Below are 19,677 nucleotides of genomic sequence, written 5' to 3' on the forward strand. Positions count from 1 at the left end.
GCTTCCTCTGCGGTTGGGGTTGAAATGCCGGTTACGATAGACAAATCGTGGCCCTGGTTGTAGATCCAGGCGAGGTGCAGTTGGTGGAGCCATGAGCGCGGCTGGGGCGAAGAGAGGCGCGCTGGTCGAGAACACGCAATGGCATGAAATACAAAAAAGATGGCGCCAAAACAGAAATGTACATTGCGAGATTGCCGTATCTTGCTAGTTCAACGTCTCGGCCCGGCCCGCGCCCGCGCCGCGCAACGGCATGGTTGGGCTGACGCTCACTCAAAAATACCCATGCATCACCATTTTATATTTTGGATTGCTTATGAATGACATTATGGGGTATGACTTTGAAGATCTGAAACCCGGCATGAGTGCGAGCTTCGCAAAGACCATTACGGATGCGGACATCGTGTTGTTTGCGGGCGCCTCGGGCGACAACAACGCCGTCCATATAGACGACGAATTTGCGCAAGGGACCCCCTTCAAGGGGCGCATTGCACATGGAATGCTGACGGCAAGCATTATTTCCGCGGCGATCGCTGGCCGGTTGCCTGGGCCGGGCACGATCTACCTCGGGCAAAACCTGCGTTTCAAGGCACCGGTCAGGCCCGGCGATACTGTACAGGCAACGGTGACGGTGAGAGAGCTCATTCCCGGCAAGCGCCGCGTCGTGCTGGACACCCTGTGTACCGTCGGAGGCAAGGTGGTGATCGATGGCGATGCGCTCGTCATGCCGACATCGCGCGCGAATCGCACTATCGCGGAACCGCCCGCGCACGGCCCGGATGCAGCAGAACTGGAGCGGTGATGAGCAATCCATTCAATGTGCCAGACGAGGTCGTGCAAGGCCTCTTCGGCTCAGCACAGGATTTTTTCAGCGCGATGTCCGTCCTGCCCACTGCCCCAGCCTTCGCGCAGGCCGTAATCACAGAAGCCGCCCCTCAGTACTGGCAGAGGCAATGGGCACTATGGACAGGTGTACTGAGCAATTTTTCTGGCGCGAATACGCAAGCAGTCACCAGTCCAGTGACCCGTGATCAACGGTTCATGGCGAACGAGTGGTCCAGCCACGCGGGATACAACCTGCTCAAGCAAAGCTACCTCGCCAATGCCGGCTTGCTTGAAGATATCGTCGGGGCCACGACCTATGACGAGGACAAAAAGCACAGGCTGCGCTTTTTCATGCGCCAGCTCATCGATGCGACCAGTCCGACCAACTACGCCTTAACCAATCCGGAAGCCATTCAGGCGGCTATTGAGTCAAACGGCGGGAGCCTGCGCGCAGGCATGACCAACCTGCTTGGCGACGTCGCGCGCGGCGCCATTACGATTACCGACGAAGCCGCCTTCGAAGTGGGTCACAACGTTGCCCTCTCCGCAGGTGCGGTTGTCTTCGAAAACGGCCTGTTCCAGCTGATCCAGTATTCACCGCTGACCACGCACGTGGCAAAGCGTCCGCTGCTGATCGTGCCGCCCTGCATCAACAAGTTTTATATCCTTGACCTGCAGCCGGAAAACTCATTCGTTCGCTTTGCCGTCGAGCAGGGGCAGACGGTATTCATCATTTCGTGGCGCAACCCCGATGCCGAGATGGCGCAGACGGCGTGGGACGACTATCTGGAATCCGGCGTGATGAAGGCGATCGAAGTGGCGCTCGCCATTACCGGCGCGGACAGTGTGAACACGGTTGGCTGGTGCGTGGGCGGCACGCTTCTCTCATCGGCGCTTGCCGTCATGCGTGCGCGCGAAGAGGAAAACGTCGCGAGCCTGACGCTCCTCACGACCATGCTCGACTTTACCGATCCTGGCGATCTCGGCGTATTTATCGACGAGCAAACCGTGGCACAACGCGAGCGGACCATAGGAGGCGGCGGCATCTACCCGGGCCGTGAACTCGGTTTCGTGTTCCAGATGCTGCGCGCCAACGATCTGATCTGGCCATACGTGATCAACAACTATTTGAAGGGTAAAAGTCCCGCGGCGTTCGACCTGCTCTACTGGAACGCGGATAGCACCAATCTGCCAGGGCCGATGTACACCTGGTACCTGCGCAACATGTACCTCGAGAACAACCTGCGCGTGCCCGGGAAGCTCACGATGTGCGGCACTCCGGTCGACATCGGCCGCATCGACACGTCAGCCTATGTCCTCGCGACCCAGGAAGATCACATCGTCCCGTGGAAATCGGCATGGCGCAGCGCTCAGCTTCTTGGCGGAGACGTTCAGTTCGTGCTCGGGGCAAGCGGACACATTGCCGGCGTCGTCAACCCCGCGAGCCGGAACAGGCGAAGCTACTGGGTCAATGGCGACGAGGGCGGCGAAGCTGACGCATGGCTCGGATCCGCGCAGCAAAACCCCGGTAGCTGGTGGAATCACTGGATCACATGGCTGCAACAGCATGCAGGTGGGCAAGTCAAAGCGCGCATCAAGCCCGGAAATCGGGCACATCGACCGATCGAGCCCGCCCCCGGCCGCTACGTCAAGGTGCGGTCGTAGTGCACCCAAGGGGTACACGACGCCAGCCAGTGACATCGGGCGCGCGATGTGTGGCCGCGCGCCTGCTCTGTCGATTTGGCTATGCCCCAGATATACAAGTAATACAACGTAAACCGTTAAATATCTTACTTTTCATCTTTGATTTTTGACATTAATCCTATAATGTCAATCTTCTGCGGATAGGCGCTGCCACAAGTCGATCGTGCCTCGCTGAGGTCACCTCAGAGGGCGCCCCGCGACAAACAACGTCAAGGTGCCCCTTGTCAGCACGTCGCGGCCGGCCCGATATGTCGCGCCGACGAAGGCGCGGCATCGTCATATGAGAATCGTGATTGACAACGGCCGACGCGAGTGCGCCGCGTCGACCTTGATTGCAATGCGCGTTCGCTCCTTCCCCGCGCGCCTGATCAACTCCTCGACATTGGGTTCCCTGCTTTCGAAGCGATGTATCGCGCCATCCAGCGTTTCCAGCGAGAACCCTTCAAAGTCGCCGAAGCGGTCGTAAGCAAGGCTATCGACCTTTCCAACGAAGCTGTGCTCCTCGCACTGTGTTGCGATCCTGACTTCGACTGGGTCGGATGCAATGCCGTTTGCTATCACTACGAGTTCCCAGTGGCCCAGCGGCAATGTCGACGGAATGTCGAAATGGCAGGACTTCAAGTCCTCGGGCACCTCGCGACCGGTAGCGACCCCCATGGTCGAGAAATCATGGCTGCGGACATAGGCCACCTGCCCCGTCGACGGCCGCGTGAGCCGGACGATCGGGTAGTTCGTCGCCATGCCGGCGTCGTCGCCGTAGGACACAGCCTGTGACAATCCGTTGATCTGTGTGCCTCGCAGACGGTAGCTATGCCCAGGCACCATGCAGTCGGGAACCTCGATGTGGGCGGGCCTCCACGAGTGGTGGGCAGACCCGCTGGCGGGGTCTGGCGTGTACAGGAACAGGCTGTTTGTGTGAGCGCTGCAAAGAAGCTCGCCGGTGGGCAACAACAGGAAGAAGGATTGCCAGGTCCAGTTGCCGGCGGGAAGCGCAGGTTGCGCATCGAGCGGTGCCAGTGTGGCCGCTGAACTGTGCGGGTCGTATTCGAGGAAGACCGGATTTTGTGAGAAGTAGTCACCGGAATCCGGTTCTGTGGTGCCACCCAGGAAGACGACTTTCCCGCTGGGCAGCAGGCACCCAGGCGAGTCCAGCGCCGTGAGCGTGGGCCAGTTAGGACTCGCGCTGGTGTCCGGGGGAAACGCCGGTCCTGGCGTCCACGATCCGGGATCGGCAAGGTGCGGGCCGGGCGTGAAGATCGCTGTCTTGCCCGTACCGCCAACAACCAGGGCTTTGCCACTTGGCAGCACGATTACAGGGCCAGTTTCGAAGACCCCAACGCCGTTCAGCGTGTCGATCGCCAGATTGACCGGCGCCACATGGCAATCCACCCACTCGTCGAGCTCGGGAACATAGCGCTGTGCCTTGGGCGTGTCCCGCACGCTCGGCGCGAGGACACTTCCGTCGCGCAGGAGCGCAAAGGTTTCCTCCTCGAAAGGATCCTTCTTGTCAGTTTTAGGAAGCGCCCCGAATCTCAGCCCGGCTTCGGTCCACGTGTTGGCATGCGGATCCCAGATGGCAGTTCGTTTGGACCAGGCTGACGGCGGGGGCCCACCTGGCGTGGCGCCGCCCAGCAAGACGCGCCCGTCCGCGAGGACCGAGCCATTGCAGTCGCCGCGGACGAAATCAAAACTCGAGGGTTTGCTGATTGCGCTCCAAAGGTTGGTTTGCGGATCGAAGATCTCGCCCAGCGGCGTATCGGACCCGGCATCCGAATCTTCCCCACCAATCGCGAAGACGCGGCCATCCCTGAGCACGCCTGAGGCGAAGTATTCGCGCGTATTGATCATGTCCAGCTCGGCCGACCAGCTCCCAGTCTCATAACGCCCATAGAAGTCGGGCGTGAGCCTCAACCACTCCTTGCCATAGGCATTGTGAAGGAGCACCGAGCCATCGGTCAAAAGCAGCATCGCGTCCGAACTGAATGCCCCTGAGGCAACCGTCGGAAGCGGAGATATTGTTTTCCATACGCCGACCATTTCGGACTCCATATTGATGAATATGACTGAAACTAAATGCAAAAAAATGGCCACCCATTGCAGCCTTATTCACCACAATAAAAACGAATGCATTCTTGATACGCCTTGAGAAAATCTTTAATTAACACGTATCAATTGGCGAAAATTATCATGGCAACGCCTGGATTCAGGTCGCCAAACATAACGAGTTTGCTATCACCCCGCATGGAATGCGCTGCCCCTGGTGCGCGTCGGAGCGGCCCTCCTCTCTACCACACCATAAAGATTCGACCACTGCGCCAAGTATCAGAGTTTTGCGGGACGGTCGTCAGGCATCAACTGAAGAATAGAGTTCGAATCTTCATATTTCAAGATCGGGGGCCACTGAGCTACTCGATGCGAATGTCATGTAACCGCCAGAGGTGCAATCGCACCTTCGCACCATTTCAGCTCACGCAGATATCCACGCTCATTGCGTGACCGTCACGCCTGCCCTGTCGCCTCCAATCACTTCTTGCCGCCCCATATCCCGGTAACCGTCAACAAGAGCCAGCTGACGAACGCGCCGATCAGCGCCTCGCCCAACTGGCGTATCACCGGGTTCTTCTCCAGCCATGCATACCATTCGGAGCGTTCGAACTGCCCGTCTTTCGCCAGCCAGGCACTGCCGCTGAGCAGTTGCACGTTCAGCGAGTCAGGCGCGAGCGTGAGCTTGCCCACGAACAGACGCGGTGCCGAGGAACACGCCGCCCCGCCCGGATCGCCGAGGCGCCACCAGATCTGCCCGGGCCTCGCGGCGCAGGCATAGCGCGTAAAGCTATTCGATTCCACCGGCTTCACCCCGATCTCGCGCACCGCGAGCCGTGCGATCTGATTTTCCATGACACCGAGATAGAGAAAGGATTGCGGCGCGTTCGTCGGAAACACGAACCGCACGCGCGCGCCCTCGGGTACCTCCACCGTGACGGGCCAACTGCCCGTCAGGTGCAGCTGCGCGCCATTGGCCCATTCGAGGCTCTTGTTTTCAGCGGTATTCACCATGTCCCGACCCGCAGGCGCCACGCCCAGCGTGATCCTGATGGTTGCGCGCTCCGCTTTCAGGCTCAGCACTGCGTTCGAGCGCCCGTCGAGCAGCGCAAAATGAATCTTCGCATCCGGCTGGACCGATACCGTTTCAATATCGATGGTGTTGTGCCCTGTCACATCAGGACTCGTCGAACGCCACGTGAGTGCCTGTGCGTTGGCCGGCGGCTGGAACTGGAGCGTCTTCAGCAACTGCAGGCTGGCGGAATCGAGGCGAGCGTTGTCGAAGTACACATCGATGCCCTCGTGAACCACGCCTTCGATGGAGAGCAGCGGACCGGGGGCGAGCGGAGTCGCAATGACTTCTTCGTCCTGCATGGCTTTCCATTCAGTCGTCTCGATCTCTTTTGCGTAGGGCCGCGTGATCGCATATTCGACGAGGGCAATCGTCAGCATCATCAGGATCACTGCGGCCAACGCGACGGCAATCTTCTGCCCGGTCGTGCGCGGCCGCCGGCGCGTACGACGCGCGAGGCTTCGCGGCGAGGTCATGGGTGCGTGATCGTCACGACGTCATTGGAGATCCCGCTGGCCCAGCTCTTGTCGTCATCCCGGCTGTCCCACGCGCGCACTTCCAGCCGGTGAATGCCTGGCGACAAATGTCCAGCATTGTCGTGTGCGTCCCATTGACCGCTATGATCGGAACCCTCGAGGCTGGGCACCGCAAACGAGCGCACCGGCGTCGAGACGATGCTGCCGTCGCGCGGCGAACGCTCGAAGCGCAAGAACGTGATGGTCGCGTGATTGAACACCCACTCAGTCTTGAACGACCAGGTGACGGGGCTCTTACGGAGATCCGGCTGAGGCGGGCCAATATGCAGATCGGTCACGGTGATCGAGCCCACTGCCCTCGGCCCCGCACCGATGCCGTAGATTTCGAGCGGCGATGGCGCGGCGTCTGCGCCATTAGCTGCCGGGTGCTGGGAAGGACAGGCCGGCGTTTCGGACTGCACGCGGTAGCGGGCTGGCCAGAGGCGCTCCGCCGACATCCCCGAGAAGTTGCCCCAGAATAAATGCCGCCCGATATGGCCGTCCGGATCGATCACGGCGGGGACCGTCGCCTTCCCGCCAACGACGACCACGACATATGTGCAGGAGTTGGGCGCCGGCTTGAAGTCGATCACGAGCGGCCAGTTGCCCTTGAACAGCCCCACGGCCTCGAACTGATCCGCCGGGCGTGTGAGCGGCAATTGCGGCCCGGCTGCCAGCAAGGTTTTGACTTCGTTCGCATCGGGTTCGGCGGGCTCAGTCGGCGCGGGAGCTCGATCGTCCGTGGACGGCCCAACGATGCCGGGCAGACCAGGCCAGGAAAGCTGAGCCGGAGAATTCACACTGCCTCCGGGCGCCGGCCGGGCGCCGTACGCCGGTGCGCCGGGGTGCAACTGGGCCGACGCACTGACGGAAGCGAGAAGCGTTGCGATGCACAGGCCACAGGCCACAATGTCACCCAGCCGCCAGAGCGGGACACGATGGTTGCTCATGACAGGCTCCTCGCAGAGGGGACGCCGCAAACCAGCGGCGCTGCGAGACCGTGGCGCTTCGGTAGCAGCGAAGCGGCTCCTCGACGGGCAATCTGATTCGGTCTACCAGGTATTATCGTCGTCCGCGTAGATCACGGTCCGGTGTATAGATTTTCAGCATAGGCCAATCTCCCGGAATGCGTAAGGTTTGCGTTCAACTAGCGCGGCGTCTGCCAGCTTGAGCATTACCGGCAGCAACTCCGACAGGATATAACCAACGTTACTGAGGGCGACCGAATTGCGTGAACGGCAACGTTCGGTTTGTCATCGGCATTGCCTGTTATTCACCCTCTCTCGCACGAACTCCACGAACGCACTGGTGAGACGCGACAGCGGTTGCCTGTCCGATGTGACGACACCGTATTCGAAAGGGATTGCGGGCGCAAAGTCATGGACGGAGACCCCTGCCGGCAAGTAGTCGGTCGACACCGGATCGATGATCGACACGCCGGCACCTCGTGCGACAAACGTCGCTATCGCCGCCGACAACTGACACTCCGCGCTCATCTCCCGTTCGATATGCCGCGCCGCGAAGATATCGTCGATGATGCGGCGCGTGTCGAGCTCACGCGGAAACGAAATGAACTTTTCTCCCGCCAGGTCCTCGGGGGTGATGACCCGCTTGCGGGAAAGCCGGTGGCGCTTCGGCAGGATGCACTTCATGTCGGCACTGAACAGCGTCTCGAGCTGCACGCCGGGCTGCCATGTCGTATAAGTCACGAACCCGATGTCGCATTGCTCACTTGCCACCAGTTCCCCAACCAGTCTCGTGCCGTGAACGAGTAGCGACACCGTCACCCCTTCGTGTGCGCGTGTAAAGTCGGTGATCCATTCCGGCAGCAGGTTCAACGCGAGTGCGGGCGCCGCCGCGACGTTCAGCGAACCTTTGCTAAGGGAGCGGATCTGCTGCGCCGCATGGGCAATACGATCGATGCCGACAAACGAGCGCTCCACTTCGTGATAGAGCAGCAGCGCGTCCGAAGTGGGGAAAAGTCTGCCTTTCTCCCGCGTAAACAAGCTGAAGCCGATTTCCGTCTCCAGATCGAGAATCAGCCGCGTCACGGCGGGCTGCGTGATGTGCAGCATTTCGGCAGCCCGCGTAATCGACTGCCTCAGGATCACCGCCCTGAACGCTTCAAGCTGTCGGCTCTTCATTGCCTACCCCATAACATTTGAACATCGATTGTCGTTAATTTCTGATTTGACCGTGCCGATTTGGCGCACAAAACTGTGCTCAACCCGGAACAAAGCCGGATACATCGCAGCATAACATTCCGATATCGATGGAGACTTCAATGCCCAAACGCATCGTACCGATCCTGCTCGCCAGCCTGCTCGGCGCCGCTCAGGCCCACGCTGAAACGACGCTCTACGTCGGTGCCTTCGGTGGATCTTTCGAACAACTGCTGCGGGAAAAGATCATTCCGCCGTTCGAGAAGGCCAACAACGTCAAGGTGGTGGTCGTTCCGGGCGACTCGACGACGACCATGGCGCGACTTCAGGCACAAAAAGGCAAGGAGAGCCTCGATGTCGTATTTCTCGACGACGGTCCGATGTATCAGGCAATCCAGCTCGGCTTTTGCGACACCCTGACCGATGCGCCGGTCTACCACAACCTGTACGACGTGGCCCGTTTCAAGAGCAACAAGGCGGTGACGATCGGGCTGAACGCCACTGGCCTCGTCTACAACGAGCGACTGTTCGCAGAGAAGGGCTGGGCGCCCCCAACTTCGTGGCACGACCTGGCCGACCCTCGCTACAAAGGAAAGGTCGAGTTCCCCACGATCAGCAACGGTTATGGGCTGCAGACGCTCATCGTGCTCGCCCGTCTGAACGGCGGCAGCGAGCAGAACATCCAGCCGGGTTTCGACGTGGTGAAGGCGTCGATCGCACCAAACGTGCTGTCGTTCGATCCTTCGCCGGGGAAAATCTCCGAACTGTTCCAGACGGACAGCATCGCGCTCGCCGCATGGGGTGATGGCCGCACGCAGGCGTTGCGCAACCAGGGCGTGCCCGTAAAGTTCGTCGCGCCCAAGGAAGGTGCGGTGGTGCTGGGCCTGAGCATGTGCCCGGTCAAGCATGACACGCCGAACGATCTCGCCCAGAAGTTCGTCCAGTTCTCCTTGTCGCCGGAAGCCCAGGCGATGTACGCAGAAGAAGAAGGCGTTGCGCCGGTCAACAAGCAAACCCGCTTGTCCCCGGCGGTGGCCTCGCGTGTTTCCGCCCCGGACGCCGTGGCGAAGATGCTCAAGGTCGACTGGGACGTCGTCAACGACAAGCGCGCGAGCTGGACCCAGGAGTGGAATCGCGACGTGGAACGCTGACCGTCTGTTCGCGCTGAAGGCGGCGGGCGACGCCGCCGGAAGTCTTTCCGTCCTCGCCAAAGGAATCACAAGGTGTACTAAAAGTCATGACTTATTTACGCATTGAACGCCTGAACAAGCAGTACGGCGAGACTGTCGTCGTCGACGGCCTCAGCATCGATGTGGGTCGCGGGGAGTTCGTCTCGCTGCTCGGGCCATCGGGCTGCGGCAAGACGACGACCCTGCAGATGATCGCCGGCTTCGTCGAGCCGACTTCGGGCGACATCAGCCTCGAAGGTCGATCGCTGGTTGGCACGCCGCCCGCAAAGCGCGGCCTCGGCATTGTGTTCCAGAGCTACGCCTTGTTCGCCCACATGACGGTTGCCGAGAATGTCGAGTTCGGGATGCAGATGAGGCGCGTCGACCGCGCAGCGCGCAAGCGCCGGTGCGCCGCCGCGCTCGAGCTGGTTCAACTCGGCCGCCATGCGTCGAAGTACCCGCGCGAACTGTCGGGCGGCCAGCGTCAGCGCGTCGCGCTCGCACGTGCACTGGTCATCGAGCCACCGTTGCTGCTGCTGGACGAACCGCTCTCCAACCTCGACGCGAAACTACGTCACGACATGCAGGCCGAATTGCGCACCATCCAGCGCAAGGTCGGCACCACCACCATCATGGTCACGCATGATCAGGCCGAAGCGTTGGCGATCAGCGATCGTGTCGCGCTGCTCAATCAAGGCACGGTGGTCCGCTTCGATACGCCGACCGGCGTCTATGACGACCCCGGCAGCCTCTTCGCCGCGGACTTTATCGGTCGCGCCAATGTGTTGCGCGGACACGTGACCTACGACGGTATGGACCGAGTATTCCGGGTCGGGCCCGCGAGTCTGCCGCTCGATGCGCCGCATGCGTGCGGCGAGCACGCATTTTCGCTGCGTCCCGAGCGCATCGAGCTGGTCGCGAGCGGCACAGGACACGTGGACGGACACATCAGCGCGTGCGCGTTTCACGGCAACTGCTGGTCGGTCAACGTGAGCACCGATATCGGCGAGCTGCAGGTGCAACTCGCGAACGGTGGCGGCTACGTGGCGAAGGTCGGAGACGCGGTCGGCCTCGACTGGTCAGGCACCGCGCTGCGTCCTCTCGCACCGCACACCTCGGGAGGCACACGATGAGCGCCTCCCGTCCCCTGCCTCGCCCGCTGCGAACGGCCGCAGCGCGCCGCGGCCGGCCGACCGGCCCGTTCCTCGTCGCACCCGTGACGCTGCTCTTCGCGTTGCTGCTCGTCCTACCGATGGCGCTCGTCGGCATGCTGAGCCTGCAAGGCTTCGACGCGTCATCGGGCGGCGTGCTCGACGCCTACTCGTGGCACAACTACGCGCAGATCGTCGCCGCCCCCTACTATCACGAGATATTCCTGCGCACCTTCGGACTCGCGATCAGCGTGACGCTCGGAACGATCGTAGTGGGTGTGCCCGAGGCGTGGTTCATCTTCCGCATGTCGGCTCGCTGGCGCGCGTTCTTCCTGATTCTCACGCTCGGCCCCCTGTTCATCTCAGCCGTCGTGCGCACGCTGGGCTGGTCGATCCTGCTCGACGGTCAGGGCGTCGTCGCGCAAATGCTCGTGCGCCTGCACCTGGTCGATACCCCGCCGCAAATGCTGTTCTCGTTCCCGGCTGTAGTGGTCGTGCTCGTGCATGCGCTGGTGCCATTGATGGTGCTGTCCGTCTGGACCTCGTTGCAAAGCATCGATCCGCAGATCGCCAATGCGGCGGTTTCGCTCGGCGCGGGCCCGTTCACGGTATGGCGGCGCATCGTCCTGCCGCAAACCGCGCCCGGCATTTTGTCGGGGAGCCTGATGGTGTTCGCGCTGAGCGCAAGCGCGTTCGCGACACCCGCGCTCATCGGCGGACGGCGCCTCAAGGTCGTCGCGACGGCGGCCTACGACGAGTTCCTGCACAGCATGAACTGGCCGATGGGCGCGGCGATCGCGGTGTGCCTGCTCGTGCTGAATCTCGGCATCGTCGCGCTTTACGGCCGGGTGATCGAGCGACGCCTCAAGCGTCGTCTTGGGGAGGCCACATCGTGAATCGAAACGGTCCTGTTGCGCTGGGCTTCCATGCCGCGTTCACCATGTTTCTGATCGCACCGCTTGCGATCGTCTGCCTCGTCGCCTTCACGCCGGGCAATCTGCTTGGCGTGCCGACGCTTCATTTTTCGGCGCGCTGGTTCAAAGCGCTCATCGACGATCCGGATTTCACGCAGGCGTTTTCGAACAGCCTGTTGCTCGGGGCGCTCTCCGCCACGCTTGCGGCGATGCTGGGCGTGCCGGCCGCGCTGGGTCTGACGCGCTACCGCTTTGCCGGCCGCGACGCGATCAACTCGCTGCTGCTCTCGCCGCTGATGATTCCGCCCGTTGTGATCGGCGTCGCGCTGCTGCAGCTATTCACGCGCATTGGCGTGTCCGGGTCGTTCCTCTCGCTCGTGCTCGCGCACGTGATGCTGGTGTTCCCGTATTGCCTGCGGCTCATCATGGCCTCGCTGGTCGTGACGACACGCGATGCCGAGCACGCCGCCGTCTCGCTCGGGGCAAACGCGTGGACCACCTTCCGGCGCATCACGTTGCCCGCGCTGTTGCCGGGTATCGCCGCTGGCTGGGTGCTGGGCTTCGCAAGCAGCTTCGACGAACTGACTGCGACCATTTTTATCGCGGCGCCGACCACGATCACGCTGCCGGTGCGCATCTACATGAGCATGACCGAAACCGTCGACCCGATGGTCGCCGCGGTCGCAACCGTGATCATGGCCGTCACGCTAGGCCTGATGTTCGTGCTCGACAGGCTCGTGGGGCTCGACAAGGTTCTGATGGGGAAGCATTGATGAAACACGAATATGACTTTGCGATCGTCGGCGGCGGTCTGGTCGGGATGGCGATCGCTTACGGGCTCGCCAAACGTGGCCAGAAGACGATCGTGCTCGATGGAGAGGATTCCAGCGTACGCGCCGCTCGCGGGAACTTCGGCCTGATCTGGGTCTCGGGCAAGGGCAAGAAGCAGGTCGATTACGGTCGGTGGTCGCTCGAATCGGCGCTGCTGTGGCCGGCGTTCGCTGCGGAGCTGGAAGAAGCGTCTTCGTTCAGTCTCGGTTATTCGCGCGGGGGCGGCATCAGCATCGCGATGACCGATGACGCGCTGGAAGGCAGTGTGGATACGCTGCGCCACTTGCATGCCCAGGATGCACGTCTCACCTACGACATCCTCGACCGCCAGCAATTGACGGAACGCATTCCCGAGGTTGGCCAGCACGTGGCCGGCGCGGTTTACTCGGAAAACGATGGCCATGTGAGCCCGCTCTATACGCTGCGCGCGCTGTTCCTCGCATTCGAGCGAGCAGGCGGCGACTACGTGCCGGAGGCTCGGGTGAAGTCGATCGAACGCGCGAACGGCGGCTTTCGCGTCGACACGGGCACGCGCACGCTCGAAGCTGGGCGCGTGGTGTTGTGCGCGGGTCTCGGCAACCGCGAGCTCGCGCCCATGGTCGGACTCACCGCGCCCGTGGTTCCACTGCGCGGCCAGATCCTCGTGACCGAACGCGTGCGTCCCTTCCTCAAATACCCGACGCTCTCCGTGCGACAGACAGCGGAGGGATCGGTTCTGCTCGGCGAATCCGCGGAGGATGTCGGGATGGACGACGGCGTGACGCCCGAGATCGTCGCGCACATCGCCCGCAAAGCCGTGACGCAGTTTCCGCTGCTCAAAGGCGTGCGCGTAGTGCGCGCATGGGGCGCATTACGCGTGATGACGCCTGACAGCATGCCTGTCTACGAAGAATCCGCCACGCATCCCGGTGCGTTCATCGCAACCTGCCATAGCGGCGTGACGCTCGCCGCCGCGCATTGCGAGTTGCTCGTTGGCTGGCTGCTCGGTGGTCAACGTCCTTCTCTTCTGGACTACTTCTATGCAAAACGTTTCGCTGTTTAGTCAGATCGACGGCACCCCCATCCGCATGGTGCGCATTGTCGTCGACGGTCGCAATGTGGACGTGCCGGAACATGCCAGCGTGGCAGCAGCACTCCTGTATGCCGGCGTCGGCGTCTTCCGTCACACGCCTGTGGGCGCCGCACCGCGCGCGCCGTATTGCATGATGGGCGTGTGCTTCGATTGTCTCGTCGAAATCGATGGCTCGCCGAACCAGCAGGCCTGCATGGTGAGCGTGCGCGACGGAATGGAAGTCAAAGCCATGGTTGGCGCGAGGGCACTCGTATGACGATCGAATCGGTAGACCTCGTGATCGTTGGCGCAGGCCCGGCCGGCATGGCGTGTGCGATCGACGCGGCGCGTGCTGGCCTCGACGTGCTGGTGCTCGACGAAAGCCCGCAGCCAGGCGGCCAAATCTATCGCAATGTCGGGTGCTCGCCGCTGCCCGATGCGGCGCTGCTCGGCGACGACTATCTCCAGGGCGCGGACCTCGTCGCGCGCTTTGCTCGGGCGCGCCTGCGCTACTGGCCCGAAACGCTCGTGTGGCAGATCACGCGCTCGCTGGAGATCAGCTTCACACGCCGCGGCGACGCCGCGGCAAGCGGGCAGATCCGTGCGAAAGCCGTGGTCATCGCCACCGGCGCGTACGAGCGGCCATGCCCGCTTCCGGGCTGGACGCTCCCTGGGGTCATGGGAGTGGGCGCTGCGCAGACCCTATTGAAGTCGTCGGCCATGCTACCCGATGGGCCGGTGGTGCTGGCGGGCAGCGGACCGTTGCTGTATCTGTTTGCGTGGCAGCTCATTCAGGCGAACAGGGCACCGGCCGCGATCCTCGATACAACACCTTCGCGCAACTACTGGCACGCGCTCGCAGACCTGCCTGGCGCATTGCGTACGCCGGCGTATCTGCTCAAGGGCAAACGCTTGCTGAACGCGATCCGGCGCAGCGGCATTCCACACATTCGCCATGTGACACGGCTTTCGGTGGAAGGCGACGGTCGTGCGGAATCGGTGCAATACACGGCCAGGGGGCGCACGTCGAGACTCGCCGCGAGCACCGTCCTGCTGCACCAGGGCGTTGTACCCAACGTGCAACTCACGCGCTCGATCGGCTGCGAACATCGCTGGGACGAGGCTCAACTTTGCTGGCATCCGCGCACCGACGCATGGGGCGAAACAACGGTGCCGAATCTCTTCATCGCGGGCGACGGCGGCGGGATCCACGGTGCAATCGCGGCCCGGACGGCCGGTGCGCTGATCGCGCTGCATCTGGCCCATCGGCTTGGCGTGTCGAGCCGCGAAGCACGCGATACGCAAGCCGCGCCGCTGCGGCGAGAACTCAACCGGCACCGCGCCGTGCGGCCATTCCTCGACACGCTTTATCGTCCGGCAGACGCATTTCGCCGCCCTGCCGACGAAACTATCGTCTGCCGCTGCGAGGAGGTCAGCGCCGGCGAGATCAGGGCGATGGCGCGTCTTGGCTGCACCGGGCCCAACCAGAGCAAGTCGTTCTCCCGCTGCGGAATGGGACCGTGCCAGGGACGCCTCTGTGGCCTGACAGTCGCTGAACTGCTTGCCGAGGCGCATGCGAAACCCGTGGCGGAAGTCGGTTACTACCGCATTCGGCCGCCTATCAAACCAGTGAGCCTGGGCGACCTGGCCATGTCCCATACCCCTGATATCAACGCAGCAAAACCGACGGAGTTCGTCCCCAAATGAATGCGTCCCCTATCGTGAGAACCGCCGGCAATGCACGCATGAGCAAGATGGTGCGCGCAGGCAACCTTCTCTTTCTCGCCGGACAAACCTCATCCGGCGCACCGCATGCGCGCACGATCGAAGAACAGGCCACCGAAGCGCTCGGGCGCATTGACGCTTTACTGGAGCAGGCGGGCAGCGGCAGGCAAAAGCTGCTATCGGTCACGATCTATCTGAAGGATATGTCGCTGTTCGACCGCATGAACGCCGTTTGGCAAAACTGGGTCGACCCGGAGCACCTGCCTGCCCGCTGCACCGTGCAGGCCACGCTCGGTTTGCCGGAGTTACTCGTGGAATTCAGTGTGACGGCTGCGGTTTGACGACCTGTCTGCGCTCGGCGCCTTCAGCGGCGAAGTTGAACGATACCGCCGAAGGCTTCGAATGAATCGCTTGACCCAAGCCCCGCTTTCCCGCGGTTTCGCGCCTTGGCGGGCTCGATAGCGGGGCTCCTTTCCATTTGGACTGCTTCGCAGTGCGAGAAAAATCCCGTTCGGTTGGTGAAAGATAATCGCATAGCCATTCAACAGGACGGTCCAGACCCTGGATCACTGCAAGCGCGAGACCCGGCACCCTCCACGCGCACACCGACACGAGAACGAGGGCATCAAAGTCCTGGCGGTCCTTTTCTGCGCGCGCGGCGGTTTGACGACGCATTCGGGACGGATCGATGCGAAGCGACAACTTTAGCTGGAATTCAGCTGTAACTTGCCTTCCAGACGGCATTCGCTGATGCTGCAGTGCAGCGTGCATCTTGTGCGAACTATGTGGGTAAGCGGTGTATTACCCGAGATGCGGTCCGCATCGTCTTCTCGTTGCGCATGCATGTCGAGGGACGGCCCGATCACCGGACATACCGACTCTGCGATGACCAGTCCCGATGCCTTGCGCCCGCTTCTGGTAATGTCACGCACATGCAAACGATCCTCTCCATCGAGAATCTCTCGAAAGTCTATGCGTCGGGGTTCCGCGCGCTCACGCGCGTCAGCCTCGACATTCACCGCGGCGAAATTTTCGCGCTGCTGGGACCGAACGGTGCCGGCAAGACGACGCTGATCAGCATCGTCTGCGGCATCGTCAATGCGAGCGAAGGCAGCGTACGGGTGGCCGGTCACGACATCGTCAACGACTACCGCGCCGCGCGCTCGCTGATCGGCCTCGTGCCTCAGGAGCTTACGACGGACGCATTCGAAACGGTCTGGGCCACTGTCTCGTTTAGCCGTGGCCTGTTCGGCAAGCCGGCCAACCCCGCCTACGTCGAGCGCGTGCTGCGCGACCTGTCGCTCTGGGAGAAGCGGAACAACAAGATCATGACGCTGTCGGGCGGAATGAAACGCCGCGTGCTGATAGCGAAAGCACTCGCGCACGAGCCGCAGCTTCTGTTTCTGGACGAGCCGACCGCGGGCGTGGACGTCGAGCTGCGCCGCGACATGTGGGAACTCGTGCGCGGGCTCAAGGCCAACGGCGTGACGATTATCCTGACGACCCACTACATCGACGAGGCGGAAGAGATGGCCGACCGGATCGGCGTCATCAACACCGGCGAAATCATGCTCGTCGAACGCAAGGATGCGCTCATGCGCAAGCTCGGTCGCAAACAGCTGACGTTGCAGCTCGAAGCCCCGTTGACGGCGATTCCAGCCGGGCTTGCCTCGTGGCGCCTGGAACTGGCCGACGGCGGCACCGAACTCACCTATACCTACGACGCCGAAAACGAACGCAACGACATCATCACCTTGCTCAAGAACCTGAACGAGGCCGGCATTGGCTTCACGGACCTGAAAACGAGCCAGAGTTCGCTGGAGGATATCTTCGTGAGCCTCGTCAGCAAAGACCCGACCGGCGCTTCACGAACCGCCACTCCGTCGATCGACGATCAAGGCAAAGGACAGGTGACATCCCGATGAACCTCTACGCGATTCGCGCCATCTATCGCTTCGAAATGGCGCGCACGAGGCGCACGCTGATGCAGAGCATTGTCGCGCCGGTGATCTCGACCTCGCTCTACTTCATCGTGTTCGGCTCCGCGATCGGCTCACGCATCAAGGAAGTGAACGGTGTCAGCTATGGCGCGTTCATCGTACCGGGCCTGATCATGCTGTCACTGCTCTCGCAGAGCATCTCGAATGCATCATTCGGCATCTACTTTCCCCGGTTCACGGGCACGATTTACGAACTGCTGTCGGCGCCCGTGTCCCATTTCGAAATCGTGATCAGCTATGTCGGTGCGGCGGCAACCAAGTCGGTACTGCTCGGGCTCATCATCCTCGCGACCGCCGCGCTCTTCGTGCCGATCCAGATCCTGCATCCACTCTGGATGGCGCTGTTCCTGCTGCTCACAGCGATAACGTTCAGCCTGCTCGGCTTCATCATCGGCATCTGGGCGGACAACTTCGAGAAGCTGCAGATCGTACCGCTCCTGATCATCACGCCCCTGACCTTTCTCGGCGGCAGCTTCTACTCTATCGACATGCTGCCGCCATTGTGGCGCGTGATCACGCTATTCAACCCGATCGTCTATCTCATCAGCGGCTTTCGCTGGAGCTTCTACGGGCTCGCGGACGTCCACGTTGGCGTGAGTCTCGGCATGACGGCAGCCTTTCTTGTGGCATTCCTCACGATCACCGCCTGGATCTTCAAGACAGGATACCGGCTGAAAACCTGAGTGGAGGGCTGGCCCGGAGCGAGGCAAGTCCGGCAGGAATCGTGAACCCGGAGTTCGAATCGCTGTAGACGTCCAATTGTTCGACTACGGGGAGATCGGCAACGCCTCCGACTTCGAAGGGCGTCGGTACGCGCGAACTGTCATCCCACGGTGGCAAACGCCCGGCGCCAATACCAGTTGAGGTTCTCGCTTAGCAGGCGTGTTTCCGTCTCTCGAACGAGTTCCACAAACTCGCGCTCCGAAGCGGCTGCACTAAATCGACGGAGTTGGTCTTCCAGGAATTTTTGCATCTCTGCGAACGTTTGCGCCCGCCCATGCAGATCGCTCGCGGCGGCCCAAGATAGTGCGCCGACGGCGACGACCGGGAAAAATGCGGCGAGCGCATTCAATACGCCGGATGGAATCAACGATTGCGGGAGCGATATTGCCGCCGCCAGATCGCGATTTCCTACTTCGCGAATGCCCAGGTATAGTTCAGCCGTCGCCATCAGCACGGCTAGAATCGTGAAGAACCAGAATGCGAATGTTGCGAAGAAGAGGTGGCGCTCCGCTTTCAGGGCCCGACTTCCGTAGTAGCTTATCTGTCCGCTGATGGGGTCAGTCAGGCGCTCCCTCACATAGTTGTCGCGCCTGGCCGCCCATGCCTTGCCGTCGGCGTATGGGGCGTTGCGCAGAAGCAGAATGTCGCAGGTCCGTAGAACAGGTTCAAACTTCTGCGGCACCGGAAGTAAAAAGACGTATTTGAAATCGCCGCGAGCCGTTCCGATTCTGGTGAGCGAGCGCATGATCTCGGCAATCAGCCGGTTGGAGACCAGTTTGCCCACCCGCCCACCGTGGTGCAACGCATAATGATGTCCGGCGCCCGTGATCAGAAGCATAATTTCGCCCACGAGCAGCGCCAGGATCAGCGTCGATCCCGGAAGAAGTTCGTCACCGTGAAAAGTTAGAGGAAGCTTCCCCACGATAATCGCCAGCAACGTCGCCGCCACGTGGCAACCAATGATGACATTGGCAAAATTCCTGAACCCGATCCCATGCTTCTTTGATCGTTCGCTCGCGTGATTCTTGATGGCGCCAATATAGGTCTCGGCCGGGGGCCACTTGCCGATGTCGCCGAGGATGCCGATTTGAAGGCCCGCCAGTTCCGCGGGCATCGTCGGCGGCCCCTCATCCGTAGCTTCGGTCCAGGGTATGGTCGGAGGCAACTCGTCCAGCGTCACCTTCCCTGCATTGATCGAAACGCCAAGCGTCACCACCGGCTTGCGTACAATTTCCGCCCGTACAATCAGGTCTTCCGTCCCCCCTGGCTTGCCTCGCGCACCATCGCGCACGAGGCAGAGAATGACGTCGCTTTCATGCACGATTGCGGAGTTGGCTTCCTCGAATCGCGTATCGCGGTCCCTTGCGTGACTGACAACGCGCTCTTCGATGATGTGTGGGCTGCGCAGCAGTTCGCGCGCGGCAGTTTCCTCTGCGGGCGAAAAGTCTCGAACGCCATCCGGGCCGACCGCCGAGAGGAAGTCGTCGCGGTTCTGCGGCAGCAGCACACGTTGCGCAATGCCTAGCTTCTCACAGGCCCGCGTAAAAAGCGTGTCGGCACCGACTGCAATCTGCGAGATTCCACACAGGACGTGCTGATCACACAGGCCCAGCTTCACCCGAAGTTCGACGAGCCGTTCCAGCAACCGCTCGAACGCCTGCGCCTCGAGATCGGCAGGATCGAGATCATGATGCTGCGACGCGTTAAACAGATTCCGTGAACCGGCGAAGCCGACTTGCACGACGATCGGGATCGTGGGCGGCACATAAGCGTGGGAGTGGGCATGGTTCGACAT

Annotated in this window: 17 protein-coding genes; 12 read left to right on the top strand and 5 right to left on the bottom strand. The window is 61.7% G+C overall.

Annotated elements, in window-relative coordinates:
* Positions 1–313 precede the first annotated feature (313 nt).
* Both VMJ11_RS28460 and phaC read left to right on the top strand, forming a co-directional pair.
* On the top strand, positions 314–799 hold the full coding sequence (locus VMJ11_RS28460) for a MaoC family dehydratase (RefSeq protein ID WP_325624017.1): 486 nt from the start codon (positions 314–316) through the stop codon (positions 797–799).
* Positions 799–2,487: a class I poly(R)-hydroxyalkanoic acid synthase gene (phaC, locus tag VMJ11_RS28465; protein WP_325624019.1), complete on the top strand. Its 1,689-nt coding sequence runs from the start codon at positions 799–801 to the stop codon at positions 2,485–2,487. Before VMJ11_RS28460 ends, phaC begins: the two co-directional genes overlap by 1 nt.
* A 315-nt stretch (positions 2,488–2,802) precedes the next feature.
* Here the strand turns inward: phaC and VMJ11_RS28470 are convergent, their stop codons facing one another.
* The 4 genes from VMJ11_RS28470 to VMJ11_RS28485 form a co-directional block, all read right to left on the bottom strand.
* Complete coding sequence (locus VMJ11_RS28470) at positions 2,803–4,617, bottom strand: kelch repeat-containing protein (RefSeq protein ID WP_325624020.1); 1,815 nt, start codon at positions 4,615–4,617, stop codon at positions 2,803–2,805.
* Positions 4,618–5,049: 432 nt separating this feature from the next.
* Positions 5,050–6,117: a hypothetical protein gene (locus tag VMJ11_RS28475; protein ID WP_325624021.1), complete on the bottom strand. Its 1,068-nt coding sequence runs from the start codon at positions 6,115–6,117 to the stop codon at positions 5,050–5,052.
* A complete protein-coding gene (locus VMJ11_RS28480) occupies positions 6,114–6,956 on the bottom strand; it encodes a hypothetical protein (protein ID WP_325624023.1) in 843 nt (280 codons plus the stop codon). The genes VMJ11_RS28475 and VMJ11_RS28480 overlap by 4 nt, the downstream gene beginning before the upstream one ends.
* Positions 6,957–7,409: 453 nt before the next feature.
* Positions 7,410–8,300: a LysR substrate-binding domain-containing protein gene (locus tag VMJ11_RS28485; RefSeq protein WP_325624024.1), complete on the bottom strand. Its 891-nt coding sequence runs from the start codon at positions 8,298–8,300 to the stop codon at positions 7,410–7,412.
* 140 nt (positions 8,301–8,440) lie between these two features.
* Between VMJ11_RS28485 and VMJ11_RS28490 the strand changes: the two genes are divergently transcribed.
* From VMJ11_RS28490 to VMJ11_RS28535, 10 genes are all read left to right on the top strand, one after another.
* Entirely contained in the window at positions 8,441–9,469 is a 1,029-nt protein-coding gene (locus VMJ11_RS28490) for an ABC transporter substrate-binding protein (RefSeq protein ID WP_325624025.1), read from the top strand.
* Positions 9,470–9,555: 86 nt separating this feature from the next.
* Positions 9,556–10,620, top strand: a complete 1,065-nt coding sequence (locus VMJ11_RS28495; protein WP_325624027.1) for an ABC transporter ATP-binding protein — start codon at positions 9,556–9,558, stop codon at positions 10,618–10,620.
* Entirely contained in the window at positions 10,617–11,534 is a 918-nt protein-coding gene (locus VMJ11_RS28500) for an ABC transporter permease (RefSeq protein ID WP_325624029.1), read from the top strand. The genes VMJ11_RS28495 and VMJ11_RS28500 overlap by 4 nt, the downstream gene beginning before the upstream one ends.
* The gene (locus tag VMJ11_RS28505) at positions 11,531–12,325 is read left to right on the top strand and encodes an ABC transporter permease (protein ID WP_325624031.1); all 795 of its coding nucleotides are present in this window, start codon (positions 11,531–11,533) and stop codon (positions 12,323–12,325) included. Before VMJ11_RS28500 ends, VMJ11_RS28505 begins: the two co-directional genes overlap by 4 nt.
* Positions 12,322–13,425, top strand: coding sequence for an NAD(P)/FAD-dependent oxidoreductase (locus tag VMJ11_RS28510; protein WP_414694487.1), 1,104 nt, complete (start codon positions 12,322–12,324; stop codon positions 13,423–13,425). The genes VMJ11_RS28505 and VMJ11_RS28510 overlap by 4 nt, the downstream gene beginning before the upstream one ends.
* Positions 13,403–13,711: a (2Fe-2S)-binding protein gene (locus tag VMJ11_RS28515; protein ID WP_325624033.1), complete on the top strand. Its 309-nt coding sequence runs from the start codon at positions 13,403–13,405 to the stop codon at positions 13,709–13,711. Before VMJ11_RS28510 ends, VMJ11_RS28515 begins: the two co-directional genes overlap by 23 nt.
* A complete protein-coding gene (locus tag VMJ11_RS28520; RefSeq protein WP_325624035.1) occupies positions 13,708–15,141 on the top strand; it encodes an FAD-dependent oxidoreductase in 1,434 nt (477 codons plus the stop codon). The genes VMJ11_RS28515 and VMJ11_RS28520 overlap by 4 nt, the downstream gene beginning before the upstream one ends.
* Positions 15,138–15,500 (top strand): RidA family protein, encoded by a 363-nt coding sequence (locus tag VMJ11_RS28525; protein ID WP_325624036.1) that lies wholly within the window; start codon positions 15,138–15,140, stop codon positions 15,498–15,500. Before VMJ11_RS28520 ends, VMJ11_RS28525 begins: the two co-directional genes overlap by 4 nt.
* A 591-nt stretch (positions 15,501–16,091) precedes the next feature.
* Positions 16,092–17,084, top strand: a complete 993-nt coding sequence (locus VMJ11_RS28530; RefSeq protein WP_325624038.1) for an ABC transporter ATP-binding protein — start codon at positions 16,092–16,094, stop codon at positions 17,082–17,084.
* Entirely contained in the window at positions 17,081–17,842 is a 762-nt protein-coding gene (locus VMJ11_RS28535) for an ABC transporter permease (protein ID WP_325624039.1), read from the top strand. Before VMJ11_RS28530 ends, VMJ11_RS28535 begins: the two co-directional genes overlap by 4 nt.
* A 140-nt stretch (positions 17,843–17,982) precedes the next feature.
* On the opposite strand, the gene VMJ11_RS28540 is transcribed toward VMJ11_RS28535, so the two are convergent.
* Positions 17,983–19,677 (bottom strand): hypothetical protein, encoded by a 1,695-nt coding sequence (locus VMJ11_RS28540; protein ID WP_325624041.1) that lies wholly within the window; start codon positions 19,675–19,677, stop codon positions 17,983–17,985.

The organism is Paraburkholderia sp. (assembly GCF_035501035.1).
Classification (GTDB): Bacteria; Pseudomonadota; Gammaproteobacteria; order Burkholderiales; family Burkholderiaceae; genus Paraburkholderia.